20 protein-coding genes are annotated in these 23,224 nt (G+C 65.0%); 16 read left to right on the forward strand and 4 right to left on the reverse strand.

Annotation, left to right across the window (positions count from 1 at the left end; genetic code table 11):
• The 15 genes from dnaA to ACSYHF_RS00075 all read left to right on the forward strand — a co-directional run bounded on the left by dnaA (position 1) and on the right by ACSYHF_RS00075 (position 16,995).
• On the forward strand, positions 1-1,332 hold the full coding sequence (dnaA, locus tag ACSYHF_RS00005; protein WP_049417185.1) for a chromosomal replication initiator protein DnaA: 1,332 nt from the start codon (positions 1-3) through the stop codon (positions 1,330-1,332).
• Between the two features lie 275 nt (positions 1,333-1,607).
• Positions 1,608-2,708 carry a DNA polymerase III subunit beta gene (dnaN, locus tag ACSYHF_RS00010; RefSeq protein WP_005411731.1) on the forward strand — a complete coding sequence of 367 codons (1,101 nt, stop codon included), beginning with the start codon at positions 1,608-1,610 and terminating at the stop codon, positions 2,706-2,708.
• A gap of 990 nt (positions 2,709-3,698) precedes the next feature.
• A complete protein-coding gene (gene recF, locus ACSYHF_RS00015) occupies positions 3,699-4,793 on the forward strand; it encodes a DNA replication/repair protein RecF (RefSeq protein ID WP_005421208.1) in 1,095 nt (364 codons plus the stop codon).
• A 112-nt stretch (positions 4,794-4,905) separates the two neighbouring features.
• Positions 4,906-7,365 carry a DNA topoisomerase (ATP-hydrolyzing) subunit B gene (gyrB, locus tag ACSYHF_RS00020; protein WP_005421206.1) on the forward strand — a complete coding sequence of 820 codons (2,460 nt, stop codon included), beginning with the start codon at positions 4,906-4,908 and terminating at the stop codon, positions 7,363-7,365.
• 67 nt (positions 7,366-7,432) lie between these two features.
• Positions 7,433-8,278 carry a CPBP family intramembrane glutamic endopeptidase gene (locus tag ACSYHF_RS00025; RefSeq protein ID WP_032954741.1) on the forward strand — a complete coding sequence of 282 codons (846 nt, stop codon included), beginning with the start codon at positions 7,433-7,435 and terminating at the stop codon, positions 8,276-8,278.
• Between the two features lie 71 nt (positions 8,279-8,349).
• Positions 8,350-9,156, forward strand: a complete 807-nt coding sequence (locus ACSYHF_RS00030) for a M48 family metallopeptidase (RefSeq protein WP_005421202.1) — start codon at positions 8,350-8,352, stop codon at positions 9,154-9,156.
• A 132-nt stretch (positions 9,157-9,288) separates the two neighbouring features.
• Complete coding sequence (locus ACSYHF_RS00035) at positions 9,289-10,482, forward strand: tetratricopeptide repeat protein (RefSeq protein WP_005421200.1); 1,194 nt, start codon at positions 9,289-9,291, stop codon at positions 10,480-10,482.
• A 143-nt stretch (positions 10,483-10,625) separates the two neighbouring features.
• Complete coding sequence (locus ACSYHF_RS00040) at positions 10,626-11,294, forward strand: energy transducer TonB (RefSeq protein ID WP_005421199.1); 669 nt, start codon at positions 10,626-10,628, stop codon at positions 11,292-11,294.
• Between the two features lie 94 nt (positions 11,295-11,388).
• Positions 11,389-12,150 (forward strand): TonB-system energizer ExbB, encoded by a 762-nt coding sequence (gene exbB / locus ACSYHF_RS00045; protein ID WP_005411738.1) that lies wholly within the window; start codon positions 11,389-11,391, stop codon positions 12,148-12,150.
• A gap of 61 nt (positions 12,151-12,211) precedes the next feature.
• Positions 12,212-12,637: an ExbD/TolR family protein gene (locus ACSYHF_RS00050; RefSeq protein ID WP_005421196.1), complete on the forward strand. Its 426-nt coding sequence runs from the start codon at positions 12,212-12,214 to the stop codon at positions 12,635-12,637.
• A 3-nt stretch (positions 12,638-12,640) separates the two neighbouring features.
• Complete coding sequence (locus ACSYHF_RS00055; protein ID WP_005411740.1) at positions 12,641-13,054, forward strand: ExbD/TolR family protein; 414 nt, start codon at positions 12,641-12,643, stop codon at positions 13,052-13,054.
• Between the two features lie 183 nt (positions 13,055-13,237).
• A complete protein-coding gene (gene cls, locus ACSYHF_RS00060; protein ID WP_447575977.1) occupies positions 13,238-14,698 on the forward strand; it encodes a cardiolipin synthase in 1,461 nt (486 codons plus the stop codon).
• A 40-nt stretch (positions 14,699-14,738) separates the two neighbouring features.
• The gene (locus tag ACSYHF_RS00065) at positions 14,739-15,008 is read left to right on the forward strand and encodes a hypothetical protein (RefSeq protein WP_005421192.1); all 270 of its coding nucleotides are present in this window, start codon (positions 14,739-14,741) and stop codon (positions 15,006-15,008) included.
• 9 nt (positions 15,009-15,017) lie between these two features.
• A complete protein-coding gene (locus ACSYHF_RS00070) occupies positions 15,018-15,761 on the forward strand; it encodes a pyridoxine 5'-phosphate synthase (RefSeq protein WP_005421190.1) in 744 nt (247 codons plus the stop codon).
• Positions 15,762-15,903: 142 nt separating this feature from the next.
• Positions 15,904-16,995, forward strand: a complete 1,092-nt coding sequence (locus ACSYHF_RS00075; RefSeq protein ID WP_005421187.1) for a PA0069 family radical SAM protein — start codon at positions 15,904-15,906, stop codon at positions 16,993-16,995.
• Positions 16,996-17,050: 55 nt separating this feature from the next.
• Here ACSYHF_RS00075 and ACSYHF_RS00080 read toward each other — a convergent pair whose 3' ends face one another.
• From ACSYHF_RS00080 to ACSYHF_RS00090, 3 genes are all read right to left on the reverse strand, one after another.
• Positions 17,051-17,758, reverse strand: coding sequence for a 2OG-Fe(II) oxygenase (locus ACSYHF_RS00080; protein ID WP_447575978.1), 708 nt, complete (start codon positions 17,756-17,758; stop codon positions 17,051-17,053).
• A 108-nt stretch (positions 17,759-17,866) separates the two neighbouring features.
• Positions 17,867-18,883, reverse strand: a complete 1,017-nt coding sequence (locus tag ACSYHF_RS00085) for a class 1 fructose-bisphosphatase (protein ID WP_005421178.1) — start codon at positions 18,881-18,883, stop codon at positions 17,867-17,869.
• A 345-nt stretch (positions 18,884-19,228) separates the two neighbouring features.
• Positions 19,229-20,431 carry an amino acid aminotransferase gene (locus tag ACSYHF_RS00090; protein ID WP_061480467.1) on the reverse strand — a complete coding sequence of 401 codons (1,203 nt, stop codon included), beginning with the start codon at positions 20,429-20,431 and terminating at the stop codon, positions 19,229-19,231.
• Positions 20,432-20,602: 171 nt separating this feature from the next.
• Between ACSYHF_RS00090 and ACSYHF_RS00095 the strand changes: the two genes are divergently transcribed.
• Positions 20,603-22,696: a TonB-dependent receptor family protein gene (locus ACSYHF_RS00095; RefSeq protein WP_338167648.1), complete on the forward strand. Its 2,094-nt coding sequence runs from the start codon at positions 20,603-20,605 to the stop codon at positions 22,694-22,696.
• 80 nt (positions 22,697-22,776) lie between these two features.
• On the opposite strand, the gene ACSYHF_RS00100 is transcribed toward ACSYHF_RS00095, so the two are convergent.
• Positions 22,777-23,121, reverse strand: a complete 345-nt coding sequence (locus ACSYHF_RS00100) for a hypothetical protein (RefSeq protein ID WP_053496719.1) — start codon at positions 23,119-23,121, stop codon at positions 22,777-22,779.
• Between the last annotated feature and the right edge of the window lie 103 nt (positions 23,122-23,224).

Below are 23,224 nucleotides of genomic sequence, written 5' to 3' on the forward strand. Positions count from 1 at the left end.
ATGGATGCCTGGTCCCGTAGTCTCGAGCGCCTCGAAGCGGAGTTCCCGCCGGAAGACGTTCATACCTGGTTGAAGCCGCTGCAGGCCGATCTGCGCGTGGACAGCCTGGTGCTGTATGCACCGAATGCCTTCATCGTCGACCAGGTCCGCGAGCTGTACCTGGCCCGGATCCGTGAACTGCTGGCTCACTTCGCCGGTTTCAGCGACGTTTTTCTTGAAATCGGCTCGCGCCCGCGCCCCGTGGAGGCGCAGAACGCGCCGGTTTCCACGTCGTCGGCGCCTGTGTCCAGCGAACCGCAGGTGCCGTTCGCCGGCAACCTGGACAATCACTACACCTTCGCCAACTTCGTCGAAGGCCGCAGCAACCAGCTGGGCCTGGCCGCTGCCTTCCAGGCAGCGCAGAAGCCGGGCGACCGCGCCCACAACCCGCTGCTGCTGTACGGAGGCACCGGCCTGGGCAAGACCCACCTGATGTTCGCCGCCGGCAACGCGATGCGCCAGGCCAATCCAGGCGCGAAGGTGCTGTACCTGCGTTCGGAACAGTTCTTCAGCGCCATGATCCGGGCCCTGCAGGAAAAGACCATGGATCAGTTCAAGCGCCAGTTCCAGCAGGTGGACGCGCTGTTGATCGATGACATCCAGTTCTTCGCCGGCAAGGACCGCACGCAGGAAGAGTTCTTCCACACCTTCAACGCGTTGTTCGATGGCAAGCAGCAGATCATCCTGACCTGCGACCGCTATCCTCGCGAGGTCGAAGGCCTGGAAGCGCGCCTGAAGTCGCGGCTTGCCTGGGGCCTGTCGGTCGCGATCGAACCGCCGGACTTCGAGACCCGCGCCGCGATCGTGCTGGCCAAGGCGCGCGAACGCGGTGCCGAGATTCCCGATGATGTTGCGTTCCTGATCGCCAAGAAGATGCGCTCCAACGTGCGCGACCTCGAGGGCGCGCTCAATACCCTGACCGCCCGCGCCAACTTCACCGGCCGCGCGATCACCACCGAATTCGCCCAGGAAACCCTGCGCGACCTGCTGCGCGCCCAGCAGCAGGCGATCAGCATTCCCAACATCCAGAAAACCGTTGCCGACTACTACGGCCTGCAGATCAAGGATCTGCTGTCGAAGCGTCGGACCCGCTCGCTCGCTCGCCCCCGCCAGGTCGCCATGGCCCTGACCAAGGAACTGACCGAGCACAGCCTGCCCGAGATCGGCGACGCCTTTGCCGGTCGCGATCACACCACGGTGCTGCATGCCTGCCGCCAGATCCGGACCCTGATGGAAACCGACGGCAAGCTCCGCGAAGACTGGGACAAGCTGATCCGGAAGCTGAGCGAATGATGCACGGATGCCGATGAGGCGTCATCGCACAAAACGGTGCAGAATCCGGTAGCAAGCGCGGGACACGTTGTGGATAAAAATGGCGTCTGAAATCCCGTCGAATTTATCCACAGCTTTCCCCACCCCTTGGGGGTCGGTAATACAGAGGGTTTCGATGCCTGAAACTCCTTTATTTACAAAGACTTAGCATTGTTTTCCAGCGATTCTGTCTCTACCAGCACCACCAAGCTTTTGATTTATTCCACATTTTTTAAAGCATAGGGGCACGGAACCACATGCGTTTCACACTGCAGCGCGAAGCCTTTCTCAAGCCGTTGGCACAGGTCGTCAACGTGGTCGAACGCCGCCAGACCCTTCCGGTTCTGGCCAATTTCCTGGTCCAGGTGCAGAACGGCCAGCTGTCGCTGACCGGTACCGACCTGGAAGTGGAGATGGTGTCGCGGATCGCGGTTGAAGACGCCCAGGACGGCGAAACCACCATTCCCGCCCGCAAGCTGTTCGAGATCATCCGCGCCCTGCCCGATGGCAGCCGGATCACCGTCTCGCAGACCGGAGACAAGATCACCGTGCAGGCCGGTCGTAGCCGCTTCACCCTGGCAACCCTGCCCTCCAATGACTTCCCGTCGGTTGACGAAGTGGAAGCCACTGAGCGCGTGGCCATCGGCGAAGCGACCCTGAAGGAGCTCATCGAGCGCACCGCGTTCGCGATGGCGCAGCAGGACGTGCGCTATTACCTCAATGGCCTGCTGTTCGATCTGCGCGGTGACGCCCTGCGTACCGTTGCCACCGACGGCCACCGTCTGGCGCTGTGTGAAACCGACCTGGCCAAGCCGAGCGGTTCCAAGCGCCAGATCATCGTGCCGCGCAAGGGCGTGACCGAGCTGCAGCGCCTGCTGGAAAGTGGTGATCGCGAGATCGAGCTGGAAGTCGGCCGCAGCCACGTTCGCGTCAAGCGCGACGATGTCACCTTCACCTCCAAGCTGATCGACGGCCGCTTCCCGGATTACGAAGCGGTGATTCCGATCGGTGCCGACCGTGAAGTGAAGGTTGATCGTGAAGCGCTGCGCGCCTCGCTGCAGCGCGCTGCGATCCTGTCCAACGAGAAGTACCGCGGCATCCGCGTGGAAGTGTCGCCGGGCAACCTGAAGATCAGCGCGCACAACCCGGAGCAGGAGGAAGCCCAGGAAGAGATCGAAGCCGATACCACGGTCAGCGATCTGGCCATCGGCTTCAACGTGAACTACCTGCTGGATGCCCTCTCCGCCCTGCGCGATGAGGAAGTCATCATCCAGCTGCGCGACTCCAACTCCTCGGCGCTGGTGCGTGAGTCCAGCAGCGAGAAGTCGCGTCACGTGGTGATGCCGCTGCGTCTCTGACATCAGCCCGGTTCCACGTGGAACATAACGACGCCCGGGAAGCTCCCGGGCGTTTTTTTTTTTACGTTCCACGTGGATCATCGGGCTGAACCCTTTCCAGCACGGATTTCGAACGGACAGCATCTTCCTTGATGGATCCGGTTGCGTGCGCTTTGCTTCCCAGGCCGAACTGGCGACGGGACTTTGAGTCGGTGCCAGGGACTGCCTCCGAATCATGTTTGATCGGGGCCGGTACCTGGGGTCTCAACGCAGTTGCTATGGACCTGTCTGGTCGGATGCCGAAGCGCATCCACGCTGCGGCGACCGTGCTCGCTGTTCCTGAAATCCTCTCTGTCCACAGGACCCATTCGGGATAGATCGGGCCAAGCCTAGCTTCTAAATCTGGGTATAAATCTAAAGCATGGTGGTGATGGTAGAGCCAGATTTCGTGGAAAAATGTGTTATCTGCATGATTTAAAAGGAATTTATGCGGGTGAAACCCCCTGTATAGAGGCGCCTCAGGCTGGGGGGGAACCTGTGGATAGTTTCCAGACCCAGGCAAAAGGGCTTTTTTATCCACAAATTGCCCATACCTTGTGTATAAGTCATACAGTCCCGCTGTGGACAGCGTGAAACGAATGGTCCGGATTCTTTGAAATCTGTGGAACCTCCCAGGGCATCGGATCTCAGATTTGGAGGAATCCGGGCGCCCGCCCGCTCACCCGGCCGGGCAAGCGCTCATCAAACACCTGCGGCAGTGGTCCTGAAATCGTTGAAATCTGGCGGGCCACGCCCCGCAACCCTGTGCAGAATTGAAGGAATTTCAGCTGCGTCCGGAGCTGGAAACGGGCATGCCGGTGAACCGGTGCCACGTGGAACCCGCGATCAGTTGGTGCGCGGGAGCTTCTGCTCCGCATCGATGCGGGTGCAGCGCGTCCGGCTTGACCGATGCAGTAAGCTGATGGATTCCCTTCCCCTCTACCGCCTCGAGCGGATGGTCGTTCGCGCCCCATGCTTATCCGCCGCCTCGCCTTGCACCAACTGCGTCGCTTCAGTGCGGTGGATCTCTTGCCCCAGCCGGGGCTGAACCTGCTCACTGGCGACAACGGTGCCGGCAAGACCAGCGTGCTGGAGGCCCTGCATCTGATGGCCTATGGTCGGAGCTTCCGCGGCAGGGTTCGCGATGGACTGGTGCGCCAGGGCCAGGAGGCGCTGGAGATCTTCGTGGAATGGGACGAACAGCGTGCCGACCACGCGCCGCATCGCCGAAAGGCCGGCCTGCGCCACAGTGGGCAGGACTGGAAGGGACGATTGGACGGTGAAGATGTGGCTCAGCTCGGCAACCTCTGCGCAGCGCTGGCGGTAGTGACGTTTGAGCCCGGCAGCCATGCGCTGGTCAGCGGCGGTGGCGAGCCCCGCCGTCGCTTTCTGGATTGGGGTTTGTTCCACGTGGAACCTGATTTCCTGTCCTTGTGGCGCCGCTATTCAAGGGCGCTGAAGCAGCGCAATGCCCTGCTCAAGCAGGGCGGCCCGTCGCGGATGCTGGACACTTGGGATCACGAGTTGGCTGAGGCCGGAGAGCCCCTTACCAGCCGGCGTCAGCACTACCTCGAGCGGCTGCAGCAGCGTGCCGTGGCGCTGGCTGCCAGTTTGGCGCCGCAACTCGGCATCCAGGCCCTGGAACTCAGTCCGGGCTGGCGTCGGCATGAGCTTCCCCTGGCAGATGCTCTGCTTCTGGCCCGGGATCGTGACCGCCAGGCCGGGTACACCTCGGTTGGGCCGCACCGGGCGGACTGGAGCGTGGATTTCCACAGCATTCCTGGTCGCGATGCATTGTCACGCGGTCAGGCCAAGCTGACCGCATTGGCGTGCCTGCTGGCGCAGGCCGAGGACTATGCAGAACAGCGCGGCGAATGGCCGGTGATCGCACTGGACGATCTGGCCTCCGAACTGGATCGGACCCACCAGGCGCGGGTATTGGAGCGCCTGCTCACCGGCCCGGCGCAGATCTTCGTCACCGCTACTGAGCCTCCGGCGGCCCTGCAGGAATTGACCCAGATCGCCCGGTTCCACGTGGAACATGCACAGATCGTGGCTGTGCCATAGTGGGCACATCAGGGCCACTCGACCCCGGCTGGTATAATTCGGGTTGGAATCCTTTCATTCTCGGCACATCGCCCCAAGCGGTGCCCGACCTGCGGAGCCTACGGCAAGCGCAATGAGCGACGAACAGAACACCCCGGCAAACAACGGCAATTACGACGCCAACAGCATTACCGCCCTGGAAGGCCTGGAGGCTGTCCGCAAGCGACCCGGCATGTACATCGGTGACGTGCATGACGGCACCGGTCTGCACCACATGGTGTTCGAGGTTGTCGACAACTCGATTGACGAAGCGCTGGCCGGCCACGCCGACCATGTCGCGGTGACGATCCACGCTGACGGCTCGGTCTCGGTGTCCGACAACGGCCGCGGCATTCCGACCGGCAAGCACGAGCAGATGAGCGCCAAGCTCGGTCGCGAGGTCTCCGCCGCCGAGGTGGTGATGACCGTCCTGCACGCAGGCGGCAAGTTCGACGACAACAGCTACAAGGTTTCCGGCGGCCTGCACGGCGTCGGCGTCAGCGTGGTCAACGCGCTGTCGCAGAAGCTGCTGGTGGACGTGTTCCAGAACGGCTCCCACTACCAGCAGGAATTCAGCAACGGCGCAGCCGTGACCCCGCTCGCCAAGCTGGAAGCCACCACCAAGCGTGGCACCACCGTGCGCTTCTGGCCGTCCACCGTCGCCTTCCACGACAACGTGGAATTCCACTACGACATCCTGGCCCGCCGTCTGCGCGAGTTGTCGTTCCTGAACTCCGGCGTCAAGATCGTCCTTGCCGACGAGCGTGGCGACGGCCGTCGCGATGACTTCCACTACGAAGGCGGCATCCGCAGCTTCGTGGAGCATCTGGCCCAGCTGAAGACCCCGCTGCACCCGAATGTCATCTCCGTCACCGGCGAGCACAACGGCATCGTCGTGGAGGTGGCGCTGCAGTGGACCGACTCCTACCAGGAGACGATGTACTGCTTCACCAACAACATCCCGCAGAAGGACGGCGGTACCCACCTCGCCGGTTTCCGCGGTGCGCTGACCCGCGTGCTCAACAACTACATCGAGCAGAACGGCATCGCCAAGCAGGCCAAGATCAACCTGACCGGCGACGACATGCGCGAAGGCATGATCGCGGTGCTGTCGGTGAAGGTGCCGGATCCCAGCTTCTCCAGCCAGACCAAGGAGAAGCTGGTCAGCTCCGACGTGCGTCCGGCGGTGGAAAACGCCTTCGGTGCGCGCCTGGAAGAGTTCCTGCAGGAAAACCCGAACGAAGCCAAGGCGATTGCCGGCAAGATCGTCGACGCCGCGCGTGCACGTGAAGCCGCCCGCAAGGCCCGCGACCTGACCCGCCGCAAGGGCGCGCTGGACATCGCCGGCCTGCCGGGCAAGCTGGCCGACTGCCAGGAAAAGGATCCGGCGCTGTCCGAACTGTTCATCGTCGAGGGTGACTCGGCAGGTGGCTCGGCCAAGCAGGGCCGCAACCGAAAGAACCAGGCGGTGCTGCCGCTGCGCGGCAAGATCCTCAACGTGGAACGCGCGCGCTTCGACCGCATGCTGTCCTCCGACCAGGTCGGTACGCTGATCACCGCGCTGGGCACCGGCATTGGCCGTGACGAGTACAACCCGGACAAGCTGCGTTACCACAAGATCATCATCATGACCGACGCCGACGTCGACGGCGCCCACATCCGCACCCTGCTGCTGACGTTCTTCTACCGTCAGATGCCGGAGCTGATCGAGCGCGGTTACGTCTACATCGGCTTGCCGCCGCTGTACAAGATCAAGCAGGGCAAGCAGGAGCTGTACCTGAAGGATGATCCGGCGCTGGACAGCTACCTGGCCAGCAGTGCGGTGGAAAACGCCGCGCTGGTGCCGGCCACCGGCGAACCGGGCATCGAAGGCCTGGCACTGGAGAAGCTGCTGCTGGCGTACGCCGCCGCGCTCGATTCCATCGAACGCAACGCGCACCGCTATGACCGCAACCTGCTCGAAGCGCTGGTCGATTTCGTGCCGATGGACATGGACAGCCTGCGCAATGCGGGCGAAGGCGAAGGCCTGGATGCGCTGGCCAAGCGCCTCAACCAGGGCAGCCTGGGCAGCCCGCGTTTCAGCCTGGAACTGCAGGACGCCAACGAGGAACGCCCCGCCGCTGTGCTGGTGACCCGTCGCCACATGGGCGAGGAGCACATCCAGGTGCTGCCGATGTCGGCGTTCGAGAGTGGCGAACTGCGTGCGATCCACCAGGCCTCCAAGCTGCTGCACGGCCTGGTGCGCGAAGGTGCAACGATTTCCCGCGGCGCCAAGTCGATCGAAGTCGACAGCTTCGCGAAGGCGCAGAACTGGCTGCTCGAGGAGGCCAAGCGCGGCCGCCAGATCCAGCGATTCAAGGGTCTGGGTGAAATGAATCCGGAGCAGTTGTGGGATACCACAGTGAACCCGGAGACCCGTCGCCTGCTGCAGGTGCGCATCGAGGATGCGGTCGCTGCCGACCAGATCTTCAGCACCCTGATGGGCGATGTCGTCGAGCCGCGTCGCGACTTCATCGAAGACAATGCGCTGAAAGTCGCCAACCTGGATATCTGACACAATCGGGACCTGGCCGGTGCGCGGGGAGCTGCACCGGCCTTCGTCCCTTGAACACAGGTACCTGATGTCCGCATCCACCCCGGTCTCCGCCGCCCCGCCCCCGGTTCCGCCGGTGTCTACCCCACCGCGCGCCGTGGCACCGTTGGCAGGCTTCTTCATCGACCTGGGCATCGCCGCCGTTACCCTGGTCGGCCTGAGCATGGTCTCCGGCCTGTTCTGGGGCTTCTACCGTGCAATCGTGGTCAGCCGCGCCAACGCCGAGGCCAATGGCGGACTGACACCTGACGCTGTCGGCGCGGCAGTGGGCCAGCCCGGTGCCCTGGCGCAGATCCTGATGGCCCTGATCGCCACCGGTGGCGCCGCGCTGCTGCTGTACTTCTGGCGACGCCCGGCAAGCGCCGGCGAACGCATGGCGTCGCGACAGGCGTTGCTGCGGCCGTCCACCTGGGGCTGGACCCTGCTGGTGGCCACGCTGATCGTGCTCGGCAGCAACGGCATCGCCTTCCTTTCCAAGCAGTTCGGCATCGAGCCGGTGCCCACCAACGTGGAACTGATGCAGAGCGCGATCGCTCGCTTCCCGCTGTTCCTGGTGCTGTTTGCGGTCGTCCTCGCCCCCGCCTACGAAGAGCTGCTGTTCCGCCGCGTCCTGTTCGGGCGCCTGTGGCAAGCCGGCCGCCCCTGGTTGGGCCTGATCCTCAGCAGCCTGGCGTTCGCCCTGGTCCATGAAGTGCCCGGTGTCAGCAAGAACTCGCTGCTGGGCATGGCGCAGCTGTGGCTGGTGTACGGTGGCATGGGCGCCGCCTTCTGCTGGCTGTACCGCCGCACCGGCACCCTGTGGGCGGCAATTGCCGCGCATGCGCTGAACAACGCGGTTGCGCTCGCCGCGATGGTGTTCCTGGGGTCAACGTAACGCCGTGCCCGCTTGACGAAAGATTAAGCAGGTACGCTACACACTGCGCACATGAACACGGGGGCGGACCCATGAAACAACTGCTGCTGGCTCTAGTCATCACCACCTTGGTCAGTGCCTGTGCAACCACCACCTCGCCAACCGGACGACGGCAGATGGTGGGCGGTGTGTCGCAGGCACAGCTTGACCAGCTCGGTGCGCAGGCGTTTGCCGAGACCAAGCAGAAAGAGAAGATCAGCACCGATGGCCGCCAGAACGGCTACGTGCAGTGCGTGGTCAATGCGCTGGTCGCACAGCTGCCGCCTCAGTACCGTGGGGTACGGTGGGAGACTGCCGTATTCGTCGACAAGGAACCCAACGCCTTTGCCCTGCCCGGCGGCAAAGTGGGCGTGAACACCGGCATCTTCACCGTCGCCAGGAACCAGGACCAGTTGGCTGCCGTGATCGGTCATGAGATCGGCCACGTGATCGCGCGTCACCACGAGGAACGCATCACCCGGCAGATGGGCGCGCAGACCGGCCTGGCCGTGCTGGGCGCGCTGGCCGGTGCCGCCTATGGCGATGGTGCCGCCAATACGGTCAATCAGCTGGGCGGCATGGGCGCGCAGGCGGCCTTCCTGTTGCCCGGCTCGCGGACCCAGGAAAGCGAGGCGGACGTGATCGGCCAGCGGCTGATGGCGCAGGCCGGATTCAACCCGGCCCAGGCCGTGGATCTGTGGCAGAACATGATGGCCGCCAGCGGCGGTCGAAGCCCGCAATGGCTGTCCACGCACCCGGATCCGGCCAACCGGATCCAGGAGCTGCGACGCGATGCGCCGGGCCTGGCGCCGGTCTATCAGCAGGCCCAGGCGGCCGGGCTGCGGCCAAAGTGCGGATGAGTGCGCAGTTCTATGCTGTATTGCAGCACATAAAACGATTTCTCACGCCATCTGTTTCTGATACGTTTGGCGGCTCAGATTTTTCTGACAGTCCGACTTTGCCGCTATCCGGCGGTTCGATCGAGGTGAACGATGATTTTCCGTAACCACAAAGCTGTGCTTTCCGTCCTCGTCGCGACCGCCCTGACCGGCGCCGTGGTCACCGATGCCTTCGCGCAGTCCTCGCGTTCCTCCGACCGTGGCAGCCGCGGCGGCAGCAGCAAGCAGGCCAAGGCCGAACCGCTGTACCCGAATGCGACCCGCCAGGAGCCGACCGCCAAGGCCTCGGCCAAGATGGGCAGCAAGCTGCAGAAAATGATCGACAGCTACAACAAGGAAAAGTTCCCGGAGACGCGCACGCAGGCTGACGCGATCCTGGCTGACAGCGCCTCCAACGAGTACGACAAGTCGCTGGCCGCGCAGCTGGCCTCGCAGGCCGCCTACCAGACCGACGACACCCCGGCCGCCATCGCCTACCTGAAGCAGGTCATCCAGTTCAACGGCCTGGACAACAACGGCCACTTCCAGTCGATGCTGATGCTGGGCCAGCTGCAGCTGCAGGAAGACCAGACTGCCGAAGGCCTGGCCACCCTGGACAAGTACTTCGCCGAGAGCAAGTCGACCAAGCCGGAAGAGCTGATTGCCAAGGGCCAGGCGCTGTACCAGCTGGAGCGCTACCAGGAAGCGATCCCGGTGCTGAAGCAGGCCATCGCGGGCGCTGCCGAGCCGAAGGACAACTGGAACCAGCTGCTGATGGCGGCCCTTTCCGAAGCCGGCCAGACCGGTGAGGCCGTGCAGGCCGCAGAAGCGCTGGCGGCCAAGAACCCGTCGGACAAGAAGGCCCAGCTGAATCTGGCCAACATGTACATGCAGGCTGACCAGATGCCGAAGGCCGCCGCGGTGATGGACAAGCTGCGCAGCAGCGGCCAGCTCACCGAAGAGCGCGAGTACAAGCAGCTGTACTCGATCTATGCCAACACCGAGAACAAGGAAAAGGACGTCATCGCGGTCATCAACGAAGGGTTGCAGAAGGGCATCCTGAAGCCGGATTACCAGGTCTACCTGGCGCTGGCCCAGTCCTACTACTACTCCGACCAGGTGCCGCAGGCGATCGATGCGTGGCAGAAGGCCGCCCCGCTCTCCAAGGACGGTGAGACCTACCTGAACCTGGCACGCGTCCTGCATGCCGAAGGTCGCGTCCCCGAGGCCAAGCAGGCCGCCCAGCAGGCGCTGGCGAAGGGCGTGAAGAACCAGGCGGATGCCAAAAAAATCATCAACCTGAAGTAAGTAGGAATAACGCCTGAATGCCTGCTCAGTTGATGCGCAGGCGCTCAGGATTGGTATAAGCTTGGAGGTTCCTGCGGTGTCATGCACCGCTGATCAGGGATCCCGCCCCCGGGATTCCGGCCCCACTATTGAGCTCTTGGCGCATGACGGAACAACTAGTCGTTCACCGGTACGAACAACCCGATGACAAGGGGCTGAGCTGGCCTCGCATCGTCGGCATCGCGTTTGTAATTGCCCTGCATCTGGCCGCCTTCATGATGCTCCTGATTCCCGCCGTGGCTCCCAAGGCCGTCGCGGAGAAGGAGCGCAACGTCATGGTGACCATCGTCGACGCGCCGCCGCCGCCCCCACCGCCGCCGCCGCCGCCGCCGCCGCAGGATACTCCGCCACCGCCGGTGAAGAATCTGTCGCCGCCGAAGCCGTCGCCCGTACCGCCGCCGCCGCAGGCGCCGGTTGTCGACGTGCCGGAGCCGCGCCCGAACGATATCGTCACCCCGCCGTCGCCTCCGGCGCCGCCGGCACCGCCGACCTCGATCGAGGCCAGCGTGGACATCTCGTCGAAGGCCATGAATCCGCCGCGCTACCCGCCGGCAGCCTTCCGCGCAGGTATCCAGGGCGAAGTGATCCTGATCATTGATGTCGATGCCAGCGGCAACGTCACCAATGTCACGGTGGAAAAGTCCAGCCGTAACCGCGACCTGGACCGTGCTGCGATGGAAGCGGCTCGCAAGTGGCGCTTCAACGCCGCTGAAGCAGGCGGTAAGAAGACGGCAGGTCGCGTTCGCGTCCCGGTCAACTTTGCGCTGAACTGATGCGCCCGGGTGGCCGCCTGGCCACCCCCGCTCCCGGTTCGATTGTTTAGCTTAGCTACACCCTTTATCACCACACACAACAAAGGTAAGCGTCATGCTGCAGGAAATTTTCATCGCCGCTGCTGCCGGGGGCAATCCGTCCAACGCCCTGTCGCAGATGGGCTTCGAGCACCTGATCCACGAAATGACCACCAAGCCGGGTGATTTCGCGGTTTCCTGGGTCGTGCTGCTGACCCTGATCGCCATGTCGGCCATGTCCTGGTACTGGACCGTCATCAACATCTTCCGTGCCACCCGCCTGAAGAGCGCCGCTGATCGCGTCGTCAGCCTGTTCTGGGACACCCCGAACGCGCAGGACGCCATCCGTGCGATGGAAGAGCAGCCGGCTTCGGAGCCGTTCTCGAAGATCGCCCTGGACGCTGCCCAGGCAGCCGCCCACCACCAGCGCGCTGAAGGCGGTGCTACCGGCGGCGTCGGTGAGAACCTGAGCCGTTCGGAGTTCGTCGACCGCGCTCTGCGTCAGGCCGTCACCCGCGAAAGCAACAAGCTGCAGTCGGGCATGACCCTGCTGGCCACCGTCGGCGCGACCGCTCCGTTCGTCGGTCTGCTGGGTACCGTGTGGGGCATCTACGGCGCGCTGATCAAGATCGGTGCCACCGGCTCCGCTTCGATCGACGCCGTTGCCGGCCCGGTGGGTGAAGCGCTGATCATGACCGCGATCGGTCTGTTCGTCGCAATCCCGGCCGTGTTCGCCTTCAACTTCTTCAGCAAGATCAACAGCGCGACCATCAGCAAGTTCGATACCTTCGCGCACGACCTGCACGACTTCTTCGCCACCGGTTCGCGCGTCCGCTGATTGCGGCGCGCGTCACCCAGCGACGAAGTAAGTAGTCACCAAGATCTAGACGGAGCCCGTTATGGCTTTCAGTAGTGGTAACAGCGGCGGCCCCATGGCCGACATCAACGTTACGCCCCTCGTGGACGTGATGCTGGTGCTGCTGATCATCTTCATCATCACGGCGCCCCTGATGTCCCACAAGGTCAAGGTGGATCTGCCGGAAGCCAACCTGATCCAGAAGCCGGAAGATGCTGAAAAGCGTCCGAACCCGATCACGCTGGCAGTCAAGGAAGACGGCTCGATCTACTGGAACGACGAAGAAATCAACAAGCAGACTCTCGAGTCCCGCTTGGCGACCGCCGCACAGCAGACCCCGCAGCCGCCGCTGAACCTGCGTGGTGACCGCACCACCAAGATGCGCGTCATCAACGACCTGACCAAGGTCGCGCAGGAACAGGGCATGCTGGACGTCGGCTTCGTTGCGACCAAAGAAAAGGGGCAATAAGCCATGGCATTCAGTAGTGGTGGTGGCAAGGGCCCCATGGCAGACATCAACGTCACGCCCCTCGTGGACGTGATGCTGGTTCTGCTGATCATCTTCATCGTGACCGCGCCGATCATGACGTACCCGATCGCCGTGGACCTGCCGCAGCGTGTGCTCAACCCACCGCCGCAGCTGGTCGAACCGCCGCCGCCGATCGAACTGAAGATCGACGCCAGCAACCAGGTCTCGTGGAACAACAGCCCGATCAATACCAGCGAGCTGCAGCAGCGGATGGAGCAGGAGGTCCAGCGTGACCCGACCAACCAGCCGGAACTGCGCATCGACGCCAGCCCGGATTCCGAGTACGACGTGATGGCCAAGGTTCTGGCCGCCGCGAAGAATGCTCAGATGAAGAAGATCGGTTTTGTGCAGCAGTAAACGCGACACCGCAACACAACAGTCATGACGCGACTGCAGACGCCCCTGGAGACAGGGGCGTTTTTTTTGTCCTCGTCCTGGCACATGGGATCTCGTCCTGGCACATGGGATGGGGTCAGAACGCCTTTCCTTCGGAAAAGGGATCTGACCCCATCCGGCAGCATGCGCCGCTATGATCGGCGCATGCTTGCCCTCTTCGATTCCCTGCGCCATTGGCTCGACGGTATCGCCCACCTCGGCACGATCCTGGCGGTGGCTTACCTGCTGTACCTGTTCGCGCTGGCGGGCTGGATCATGCTGCAGAAGCGCGAGCCGGTGGCCACGCTGAGCTGGATCCTTTCGTTGGCACTGCTCCCCTATCTCGGGCTCTTCATCTACTACCTGCTGGGCCCGCAGAAGGTGAAGCGGCAACGGCTGCGTCGTGGCCGTGCACGCTCGGGCATGGAGCACTACAGCGATGTCTGCCCGCCCGATTCGGACTGCACCGAACTGGCCAAGGTTGCCCAGGCAACGACCGGACTGGCCCCAAGCAGTGCCACCGAAGTGACCTGGCTGGTGGACGGTGCGGCGACCTACGCGGCCTTGCTGGAAGCCGTTGCACAGGCGCACGATCACATCCATCTGGAGTACTACATCTTCAATCCGGATCACGCAGGCACCGCCCTGCGCGATGCCCTGGTCGAGCGCGCACGTGCCGGTGTGCAGGTGCGCCTGCTGCTGGATGCGGTGGGCTCATCCGCCCTGCCCCGCCGTTTCCTGCAGCCCCTGCTCGACGCCGGCGGTGAAACGATCTGGTTCCACCCACGGCAGCTGCTGAAACCGTTCAAGCGCCCGTGGCTGAACCTGCGCACGCACCGCAAGCTGGTGATTGTCGATGGCCGCCTGGCCTTCACTGGCGGCATCAACATCACCGACGAGGAAGACGAAAGCCGCAGGCCCGACGCTTATCGCGACCTGCACATGCGCATCCGCGGTCATGTGGTGCGCAGTCTGCAGCTGGTGTTCGCCGAGGACTGGCTCTACGCCAGTGGCCAGGAACCCTCGCGGATGGATATCGCCCGCCTGTGGCCGGCCGATATGCCGCTGCGCGGGGATGGCGCGATCAACGCGCAGGTATTGGTGTCCGGCCCGGATTCGGGCTGGGAGACGATCCACCGGCTGCACGTCGCCGCCATCCAGGAAGCGCACGAGCGGGTGTGGCTGGTGACGCCCTATTTCGTGCCGGGTGAAGCGGCGCGGATGGCGCTGACTTCGGCCGCGCTGGGCGGCCTGGACGTGCGCCTGCTGGTACCGAAAATGAGCGATTCCTGGTTCGTCACCCAGGCCGCGCGCTCGTACTTCGACGAACTGTTGCATGCCGGCGTGAAGATCTACGAGTACGGCCCGCGCATGCTGCACACCAAGGCGTTCATCGCCGACGACGACGTCTGCATTGTCGGCAGTGCCAACTTCGACCACCGCAGCTTCCGCCTGAACTTCGAGCTGTCGATGATGATCAGCGACCGGGACCGCGTGGCGGCCCTGGCCGAGCTGCTGCAGGGTGAATTCGATCGCGCCACCCGGGTGCATGACCAGGCCGGGCGCTCGCTGTGGCTGCACCGCCTGCCCGAGGCCTTCGCCCGGCTGGCCTCGCCGCTGCTGTGATGCAGCGCTACACTGCGGCGATCATCCGGGGAGCCCGACTATGTACTGGTTGTACCTGCTGCTGGCGCTGGGCTGCTTTGCCTTCGCGCTGAAGACCCCAAGCGCGGGGTTGATGACCCTGTGCCTGCTGGCTGCGCTCGGCTTCCTGCTGGCCTGGGTACGCGGTCGTTACGTGGCCCGTTTCGGCGACCTGCAGCGCGACCCGGCCACCCTGATCGATGCCGAGGAACTGCGCCGCCTGCGCGAGCAGGCCCAGGCGCGCCGCAACGATGACGCCAACGACAACGATCCGTCCCCTCTTTCCAAGTAGTTCCGTTCCATGACCCAGCTCAGCGTCAACGTCAACAAGATCGCCGTCCTGCGCAATTCGCGCGGCGGTGCCGAACCGGACGTGGTGCGCGCCGCCCAGGCCTGCCTGGATGCCGGCGCGCATGGCATCACCGTGCATCCGCGGCCGGACCGCCGCCACATCACCGCCGAGGACGTGCTGGCCCTGTCCACGTTGACCCGCGCCCGTGGCGTTGAATTCAACATCGAGGGTAATCCATTTGCGCCGCCGCGCGAGGGGTACCCGGGGCTGCTGCCGCTGTGCGAACAGACCCGTCCGGCGCAGGCCACCCTGGTGCCCGACGGCGATGGCCAGATCACCTCCGACCACGGTTTCGACTTCGAACGCGACGCCGAGCGCTTGCGCCCGTTGATTGCCCAACTGAAGGCGATGGGCTGCCGGGTCAGCCTGTTCGTGGATGCGGGCAACCCGTCGCTGGAGCAGGCCGCCGAGGTCGGTGCCGACCGCATCGAGTTGTACACCGGCCCCTACGCAGAGGCGCATGCAGCGGGCGACGCTGCGGCAATGCTCGAACTGTTCGCCACTGCGGCGCGGCGGGCGCAGGCGGTGGGCCTGGGCGTCAACGCCGGCCATGACCTGTCGCAGGACAACCTGCGCGATTTCCTGGGCCACGTGCCGGACGTGCTGGAGGTGTCGATTGGCCACGCGCTGATCGGCGAGGCACTGTATGACGGGCTGGATGCTACGGTGCGCGGCTACCTGGCGCTGCTCTGATGCATTGCAGCCGAGCGTAGGCTCGGCTCTACAAGGTCTCTGCACCAACTGTAGAGCCGAGCCCATGCTCGGCTCAGCACCGCCCTGAACCCTTCAGGCGGCCGTCGCAGCCATTGAGACAGCCCCGGCGTACGCTGCCGCAATGGGTATTGCGATCAAGGGCCGAGGTTCCACGTCCCACCTCGCCGGACGCTTCGAAAGCACCGTCAGCGAGGCGGTGGACGACGGCTGGGCGGTCGATGAGAGCGAGGAGTTCCTCGCGCCGCGACTGCGCACCGAGGTGCGCGCCGAGACCGCGCGCAGCATCATCACCCGCAACACTTCGCCAGACGTCGGCTTCAGCCAGTCGGTGAATCCGTATCGCGGCTGTGAGCATGGGTGTTCCTACTGCTTCGCGCGCCCTTCCCATGCCTATCTGAACCTGTCACCTGGCCTGGACTTCGAGACCAAGCTGTTCGCCAAGACCAATGCGCCTCAGCTGCTGCGCAAGGAACTGTCGAAACCCGGTTACGTGCCGCAGCCGATCGCGCTGGGCATCAACACCGATGCGTATCAGCCGATCGAGCGCAAGTTCAAGCTGACCCGCCAGCTGATCGAAGTGATGCTGGAAACCAGGCATCCGTTCTCGCTGATCACCAAGAACGCACTGGTCGAGCGCGACATTGATCTGCTCGCGCCGCTGGCGGCGGAGAACCTGGTCAGTGTGCATTTCTCGGTGACCTCGCTGGACCCGCATCTCTCCGCGAAGCTGGAACCGCGCGCATCAGCACCCCATGCACGATTGCGCGCGATGAAGCGCCTGCATGACGCGGGTATCCCGGTGGGCGTGATGGTGGCACCGGTGATTCCGTGGATCAACGACAGCGAACTTGAAGCGGTGCTGGAGGCTGCGCACGATGCCGGCGCCAGTACTGCAGGCTACGTGCTGCTGCGCCTGCCGCTGGAAGTGGCGCCACTGTTCCGCGACTGGCTCGATACCCATCATCCCGATCGCGCCGCGCACGTGATGAGTACCATCCAGCAGCTGCGTGGTGGCAAGGACTACGACAGCCAGTTCGGCACCCGCATGCGCGGCCAGGGCGTGTATGCCGATCTGTTGAACAACCGCTTCAAGCTGGCGCGCAAGCGGTTGGGATTCAATGCGCAGAACAGCCATTGGCCGAAGCTGGATTGCAGCCGGTTCCAGAAGCCGTTGCCGCCGAAGAAGGATTCGCCGCAAGGGTCGTTGTTCTGAGGCCATCAGTCGAGCATGGCTCGACTGTACATCAAGGCCGACGAGCAGTTCGGCGTCACCCCCCAAACAACTTCTGCGCACTCTGGAACAGGATCCAGCTGGTGGCGATGAACTTGTCGCCACCCTGTGGCCGATTGCCGCGATGGGTGTGGGTGAACGCCGTCGGCGCAATCAGCAAACTGCCGGTGCGCGGCGCGATCTTCCGCCCCTGGAACAGGAACTCGGTTTCGCCCTCGTCGAAGTCGTCATTGAGGTACAGCGTCCACAGTACATGCCGGTGCAGGGTCTCGGCCTGCGCATCCTTCGGGTACAGCTCGCAGTGCCAGTACGGGTAGCCACCCTCGCCCGCGGCGTACCACTGCAGGTTGATCGCACCCGGACGAAGGCAGGTGCGGGCCAGGTCGGCCAGCTGCTGTTGCGGCATGTCGGGGAAGTCCTCGGCAGACAGGCGTCGCGGTTGGCCATTGCTGTCCTGGATCTGCAACATCAGCGGGGCAATCAACGCCTGTGGATAACGGCGTAGATAAGTCAGCAGGCCGTTGAACACCGCAATCTGCAGCTGCTGATCAACATCCTGCCAGCCGTCCATGCCACTGATGCGCAGATCCTTGCTGTGCTTGAGTTCGGGGAACACGCCACTGCCCACCGCACCGGGCAGCAGGCCACGCGTGGCACGCATGCGCTCGACGATGGCCGCGCAGACCTCACTGGGGACGGCGTTGTGGATGACTTCGATGAAATCGACCGGGCCCTGCTCGTGCATGCGTGCATTCCTTCGGCGGCAACGGCTTGATGGTGCCGTTTGCCGCCCGCGGTGTCACCCTGCGGTCATGTCATCGAACTGCCATGACCGCCGTCAGGCGTCGAGCCGTCAGCCCTGCGCTTCGTCGTGCGCGTGGTGGTAACGCACCGCTTCGGCCACTTCCTCGCGCGAACCCAGGAACACCGGCACGCGCTGGTGCAGCTGGTCGGGCTGGATGTCGAGGATGCGCTCGCGGCCGGTCCAGGCGGCGCCGCCGGCCTGTTCGACCAGCAGGCCCATCGGATTGGCTTCGTACATCAGGCGCAGCTTGCCGGCCTTGGACGGATCCTTCTTGTCCCACGGGTAGATGAAGATGCCGCCGCGGGTCAGGATGCGATGCACGTCGGCCACCATGCTGGCGATCCAGCGCATGTTGAAGTTCTTGCCGCGCGCGCCTTCCTTGCCTGCCAGCAGGTCGCTGACGTAGGCCTGCATCGGCGCTTCCCAGTGACGCTGGTTGGACATGTTGATGGCGAACTCCTGGGTGGCCGCCGGAATCTGCATGTTCTCGGTGGTCAGCACGAACTCGCCCTTCTCGCGGTCCAGAGTGAAGGCGTGGGTGCCGTGGCCGACGGTCAGCACCAGCTGGGTGCTGGGCCCGTAGATGCAGTAGCCAGCGGCGATCTGCTTGCTGCCCGGCTGCAGGAAGGCGTCATCGCCTGGCAGCTCGACGTTGGTCGGGCAGCGCAGCACCGAGAAGATGGTGCCGACGGAGACGTTGACGTCGATGTTGGAGCTGCCGTCGAGGGGATCGAACAGCAGCAGGAAATCACCGCGCGGGTAGATGTCCGGCACCGGCTGGCTGTGGTCCATTTCCTCCGAGGCGCAGGCGGCAAGGTGGCCACCCCAGGCATTGGCTTCGAGCAGGATCTCGTTGCTGATCACGTCCAGCTTCTTCTGTGCTTCACCCTGCACGTTGCCGGTACCGGCGTCGCCGAGCACGCCACCGAGGGCGCCCTTGCTGACGGCGATGGAAATGCTGGTGCAGGCGCGGGCGACCACGGCGATCAGCTGGCGCAGGTCGGCATTGATGCGGCCGGCGTGCTGTTCCTGGATCAGGAAGCGGGTCAACGAAGTACGGGACATGGTCGGGCAGGTCTCGGCAGCGGGAAAACGCCTATTGTCGCCCGTCTGGCGGGGGCGTGCGTGAGCGCGGGAAGGCGTAATCGTTTCCAGATGCGTTGCGCTCGTGGCGCCTTCCTTCATGGAGGCACAGGACGAGGTACACCGTGGCCAGGACACGCCGTAAACCCATCCATGGGGGCTCGGTCGGCGCATCCATGCGCCTCACGGTCCTGGCCACGGTGTACCTCGCCCTGCGCTTCAGGGTTCGCTGCGAGCGCGGAGGGTGTGGCAAAGGCAGAGGCAAAGCAGAAGCAAAAACAAAGGCGCCTTTCGGCGCCTTTGTTCTCAAACCCGTGCAGCCTTGCTTCAGCCCTTGGCGACGGTGGCCACGGCCTTGGCGACGTATTCCAGGTTGTTCTGGTTCAGCGCGGCCACGCAGATGCGGCCGGTGCCGACGGCGTAGATGCCGAACTCGTCGCGCAGGCGTTCGACCTGCTCACGGCTCAGGCCCGAGTAGGAGAACATGCCGGCCTGTTCGTTGATGAAGCCGAACTGCGGCGCACCGGCAGCGGCCAGCTTTTCGACCAGGCCCTGGCGCAGGGCGTGGATGCGCTCGCGCATCTCGGTCAGCTCCTGCTCCCACATCGCGCGCAGTTCCGGGTTGGTCAGCACGCCGGCCACCAGCGCGGCACCGTGGGTGGACGGACTGGAGTAGATGGTGCGGATCACACGCTTGACCTGCGACTGCACGGCCTTGGCGTCAGCAGCGGTCGGCGCCACCATCGACAGCGCACCCACGCGCTCGCCATACAGCGAGAACGACTTGGAGTACGAGTTGGCGACGATGAAGCTGTCGATGCCGGCTTCGGCGATGATGCGCACGGCGGCGCCATCCTGCTCGATGCCCTTGTCGAAGCCCTGGTAGGCCATGTCGATGAAGGGGAACAGCTGCTTGTCCTTCAGCAGTTGCGCGACCTGCTTCCACTGGGTGACCGTGAGGTCGGCACCGGTGGGGTTGTGGCAGCAGGCGTGCAGCAGCACTACGGTGCCGGCTTCCAGCTTGCCGAGGTCGGCCAGCATGCCGTTGAAGTCGACGCCATGGCTGGCCGGGTCGAAATAGGTGTAATCCAGCACCTCGAAACCGGCCGCGCTGAACACCGCACGGTGGTTCTCCCAGCTCGGGTTGCTCAGCGCCACGGTGGCGTGCGGCAGCAGCTTCTTCAGCACGTCGGCGCCGACGCGCAGCGCACCGCTGCCACCGACGGTCTGTGCGGTGGTGACGCGGCCGGCGGCCAGCAGCGGCGAGTCCTTGCCGAACACCAGCTCTCGCGTGGCCTGCGTGTATGCCGGCAGGCCATCGATCGGCAGGTAGCCGCGCGGTTTGGCGTCAGCGGCAAGCTGCTGCTCGATCTGCTTGACGGCGCGCAGCAGCGGGATGCGGCCGCTCTCGTCGTAGTAGATGCCCACACCCAGGTTGACCTTGGTCGGGCGGCTGTCGGCGTTGTACGCCTCGGTCAGGCCCAGGATCGGGTCGCCTGGGACCAGTTCCACGTTTGCAAAGAAGGACACGGCGGTACTCGTTCGGTAGACGGAAAGGGGGAGGAAGTGCGCTACGCGGTCTGCGGCCTTGCAGCCGGAAACAGCCCATCGTAACAAAGCCTGCCGGGGCTGGCCGCCGCCGTCGTCATCCGTGGCCCCGTACCATGGCGTGCGTTGCCGCCTGATCCATCAACCTGAATCATGAATCCCGCCGCACGTCGCCATTGCCTGCCGTTGTCCATCCTGCTGCTGTCGCCCTGGGCGGCCGTGGCCGGGCCCGCACCGACCGCCCTGCCCAGCGTGCAGGTGCAGGCAGCGCGGGTGCCGGGCATCGACCCGTTCGCGTTGCCGGCCAGCCTGGACACGGTCTGGATCGACGCCGGCCGCGCCGGCGCCGGCGCACAGCTGTCCGAGGCGCTGGCCGGGGTCCCGGGCCTGGTCGCCCGTGACCGCCAGAACTTCGCGCAGGACACCCAGCTGTCGATCCGTGGCTTTGGTGCGCGCTCGACCTTCGGTGTGCGTGGGGTGCGGGTGTTGATCGACGGGGTGCCGGCGACCATGCCCGACGGACAGGGCCAGCTGTCGCATGCCAGCCTGCTCGGTGCCGAACGGATCGACGTGCTGCGCGGACCGTTCTCGGCGCTGTACGGCAATTCCTCCGGCGGCGTGCTGCAGGTCTGGAGCGCACAGGGCCAGGCCGGCGACCCGTGGCGGCTGCGCGTCAACGCGGGTGCCGACAACACGCTCAGCGTCGGCGCGCAACTGAAGGGTGCCGGCCGTGTTCTGGATTACAACATCGCCGCCAATCACTTCCGCACCGATGGCTGGCGCGACCACAGCCGTGCCCGCCGCGAATCGCTCGCTGCGCGTATCGGTGGCGATCTCGGCGGGGGGCGGCTGGAGCTGCTGCTCAATGCCTTCGATGCCCCCGATGCGCAGGACCCGCTGGGCCTGAGCCGTACCCAGGTGGCGGCCGATCCGCGCCAGGCCACCGCCGTGGCGCACCAGTACAACACCCGTAAATCGGTGCGCCAGCAGCAGGCTGGCCTGCGCTGGACCCGTGAAACCAGGGCGCAGCGTTGGCAGCTGATGGGCTATGCCGGCCAGCGCGCGGTACGCCAGTACCTGCCGATCCCGCCGGCAGCTCAGACCAACAGCCCGTTGCATGCCGGCGGGGTGATCGACCTGGAGGGCGGCTATGGCGGGCTGGACGCGCGCTGGGGCTGGCGCGGCGACCTCGCCGGCCGACCGCTGGACCTGGTGGCCGGGCTCAGCGCCGACCGCCAGCGCCAGCATCGCACCGGCTACGAGAACTTCATCGGCAGCGCTTTCGGCGTGCGTGGGCGGCTGCGCAGAGACCAGATCGACACCGTGCAGAACGTCGATCAGTTCGCCCAGGCGTGGTGGCAGTGGAGTCCATGCTGGTCATTGCTGGCTGGCGTGCGTCACAGCGCCGTGCGCTTCGAATCCGACGATCGCTACATCACCGCCCGCAACCCGGACGACAGCGGCCACCGCCGCTACCAGGCCACCACGCCGGTGGTCGGAATCAGCTTCGAGGCCAGCCCGCAGTGGCGACTGCACGCGGCGGTGGGCCGTGGCTTCGAGACGCCCACCTTCAACGAGCTGGGGTATCGCGCCGACGGGCAGGCGGGACTGGCGCTGGATCTGGCGGCGGCGCGCAGCCGCAGCCTGGAGGTGGGCAGCAAATGGCATGCACAGGACGGAACCCAGCTCGATATCAGCCTGTTCCGCGCAGATACCGACGATGAGTTGGCAGTTGCCAGCAACATCGGCGGACGCAGCACCTATCGCAACATCGGCCGCACCCGCCGCCAGGGCGTGGAACTGCGCTACCGGCAGCCGTTGGCAGAACAGTTGGAACTGCAGGTGGCCTGGACCTGGCTGCAGGCGCAGGTGCGTGCGCCGTACCTGACCTCGAACACCTGGGTTTCCGCCGGCAGCCGCTTGCCCGGCGTACCGCGCCAGCAGGCGTTTGCCCGGCTGCAGTGGACCCCGGCCGACTGGCAGTGGGCGCTGGAGGCCGCCGCCAGCACCGATACCCTGGTCAACGACGTGGCCACGGAGCGGGCGCCGGGCTACGCGTTGCTGAACCTGGAGGCCGGTCGTTTCTGGACACTGCCAGGTGGCGAGCTGCGCGCCTTCGCCCGGCTGGAGAACGTGCTGGATCAGGCCTACATCGGCTCGGTGATCGTCAACGACGGCAACGGGCGCTTCTACGAACCGGGGCCCGGGCGCCGGGCCAGCGTGGGCCTGCAATGGTCCTGGCGTTGACTGGGTAGTGCCGGCCGCTGGCCGGCATCACTCTGTGTAGGGCAGCCCAGACCTTGCCGGCCAGGGGCCGGCACTACCCGTCAGTCGGGCGCCTTGGCCGGTACGAACGGCGAGGTCGGGTCGCTGGCCGGGAAGGTCTCCTCCAGCGCCTCGTCCTGGTTGTCGCTGGCGCGCTGCTTGCGTTCGCGACGCTTGAGCGGGCTTTCCTGGCCGCCGCGATGGCGGTCGCCGCCATCCTTGCGGTCCTGGGCGGCCTGTTCAGCCTCGTGCTTCACCGGCAGATGGTCGCCACCGTGCTCGGCGTCGTAGAAAGGTGCGCCGGTGCCGCGGTAGTCGGCATTGTCGGCATCGCGCTTGCCGCGCTGTTCACCGGGAATGGGCGGGTGGTTTTCCCGCAACGGGTCTCGGGAATTCTCTCGGCTCATGGTCTGACTACCTGCGCTCGGGGCTCCCACTACACCGCGCCACAGGTAAAGCCGCCGCGAACCCGGCGTCATGAACATCTCGCTCACCCCCCGGTAACGGCAC

The organism is Stenotrophomonas maltophilia group sp. P373 (assembly GCF_053295075.1).

Coding starts and splice junctions, on each gene's coding strand:
- ACSYHF_RS00080 (WP_447575978.1), bottom strand. CDS start 17,758: ATGCACGAGCAGGGCCCGGTCGATTTCATCGAAGTCATCCACAACGCC.
- ACSYHF_RS00070 (WP_005421190.1), top strand. CDS start 15,018: ATGACCCAGCTCAGCGTCAACGTCAACAAGATCGCCGTCCTGCGCAAT.
- ACSYHF_RS00095 (WP_338167648.1), top strand. CDS start 20,603: ATGAATCCCGCCGCACGTCGCCATTGCCTGCCGTTGTCCATCCTGCTG.
- ACSYHF_RS00055 (WP_005411740.1), top strand. CDS start 12,641: ATGGCATTCAGTAGTGGTGGTGGCAAGGGCCCCATGGCAGACATCAAC.
- exbB (WP_005411738.1), top strand. CDS start 11,389: ATGCTGCAGGAAATTTTCATCGCCGCTGCTGCCGGGGGCAATCCGTCC.
- cls (WP_447575977.1), top strand. CDS start 13,238: ATGCTTGCCCTCTTCGATTCCCTGCGCCATTGGCTCGACGGTATCGCC.
- dnaN (WP_005411731.1), top strand. CDS start 1,608: ATGCGTTTCACACTGCAGCGCGAAGCCTTTCTCAAGCCGTTGGCACAG.
- ACSYHF_RS00075 (WP_005421187.1), top strand. CDS start 15,904: ATGGGTATTGCGATCAAGGGCCGAGGTTCCACGTCCCACCTCGCCGGA.
- ACSYHF_RS00025 (WP_032954741.1), top strand. CDS start 7,433: ATGTCCGCATCCACCCCGGTCTCCGCCGCCCCGCCCCCGGTTCCGCCG.
- ACSYHF_RS00050 (WP_005421196.1), top strand. CDS start 12,212: ATGGCTTTCAGTAGTGGTAACAGCGGCGGCCCCATGGCCGACATCAAC.
- ACSYHF_RS00100 (WP_053496719.1), bottom strand. CDS start 23,121: ATGAGCCGAGAGAATTCCCGAGACCCGTTGCGGGAAAACCACCCGCCC.
- ACSYHF_RS00085 (WP_005421178.1), bottom strand. CDS start 18,883: ATGTCCCGTACTTCGTTGACCCGCTTCCTGATCCAGGAACAGCACGCC.
- dnaA (WP_049417185.1), top strand. CDS start 1: ATGGATGCCTGGTCCCGTAGTCTCGAGCGCCTCGAAGCGGAGTTCCCG.
- ACSYHF_RS00030 (WP_005421202.1), top strand. CDS start 8,350: ATGAAACAACTGCTGCTGGCTCTAGTCATCACCACCTTGGTCAGTGCC.
- gyrB (WP_005421206.1), top strand. CDS start 4,906: ATGAGCGACGAACAGAACACCCCGGCAAACAACGGCAATTACGACGCC.
- recF (WP_005421208.1), top strand. CDS start 3,699: ATGCTTATCCGCCGCCTCGCCTTGCACCAACTGCGTCGCTTCAGTGCG.
- ACSYHF_RS00065 (WP_005421192.1), top strand. CDS start 14,739: ATGTACTGGTTGTACCTGCTGCTGGCGCTGGGCTGCTTTGCCTTCGCG.
- ACSYHF_RS00040 (WP_005421199.1), top strand. CDS start 10,626: ATGACGGAACAACTAGTCGTTCACCGGTACGAACAACCCGATGACAAG.
- ACSYHF_RS00035 (WP_005421200.1), top strand. CDS start 9,289: ATGATTTTCCGTAACCACAAAGCTGTGCTTTCCGTCCTCGTCGCGACC.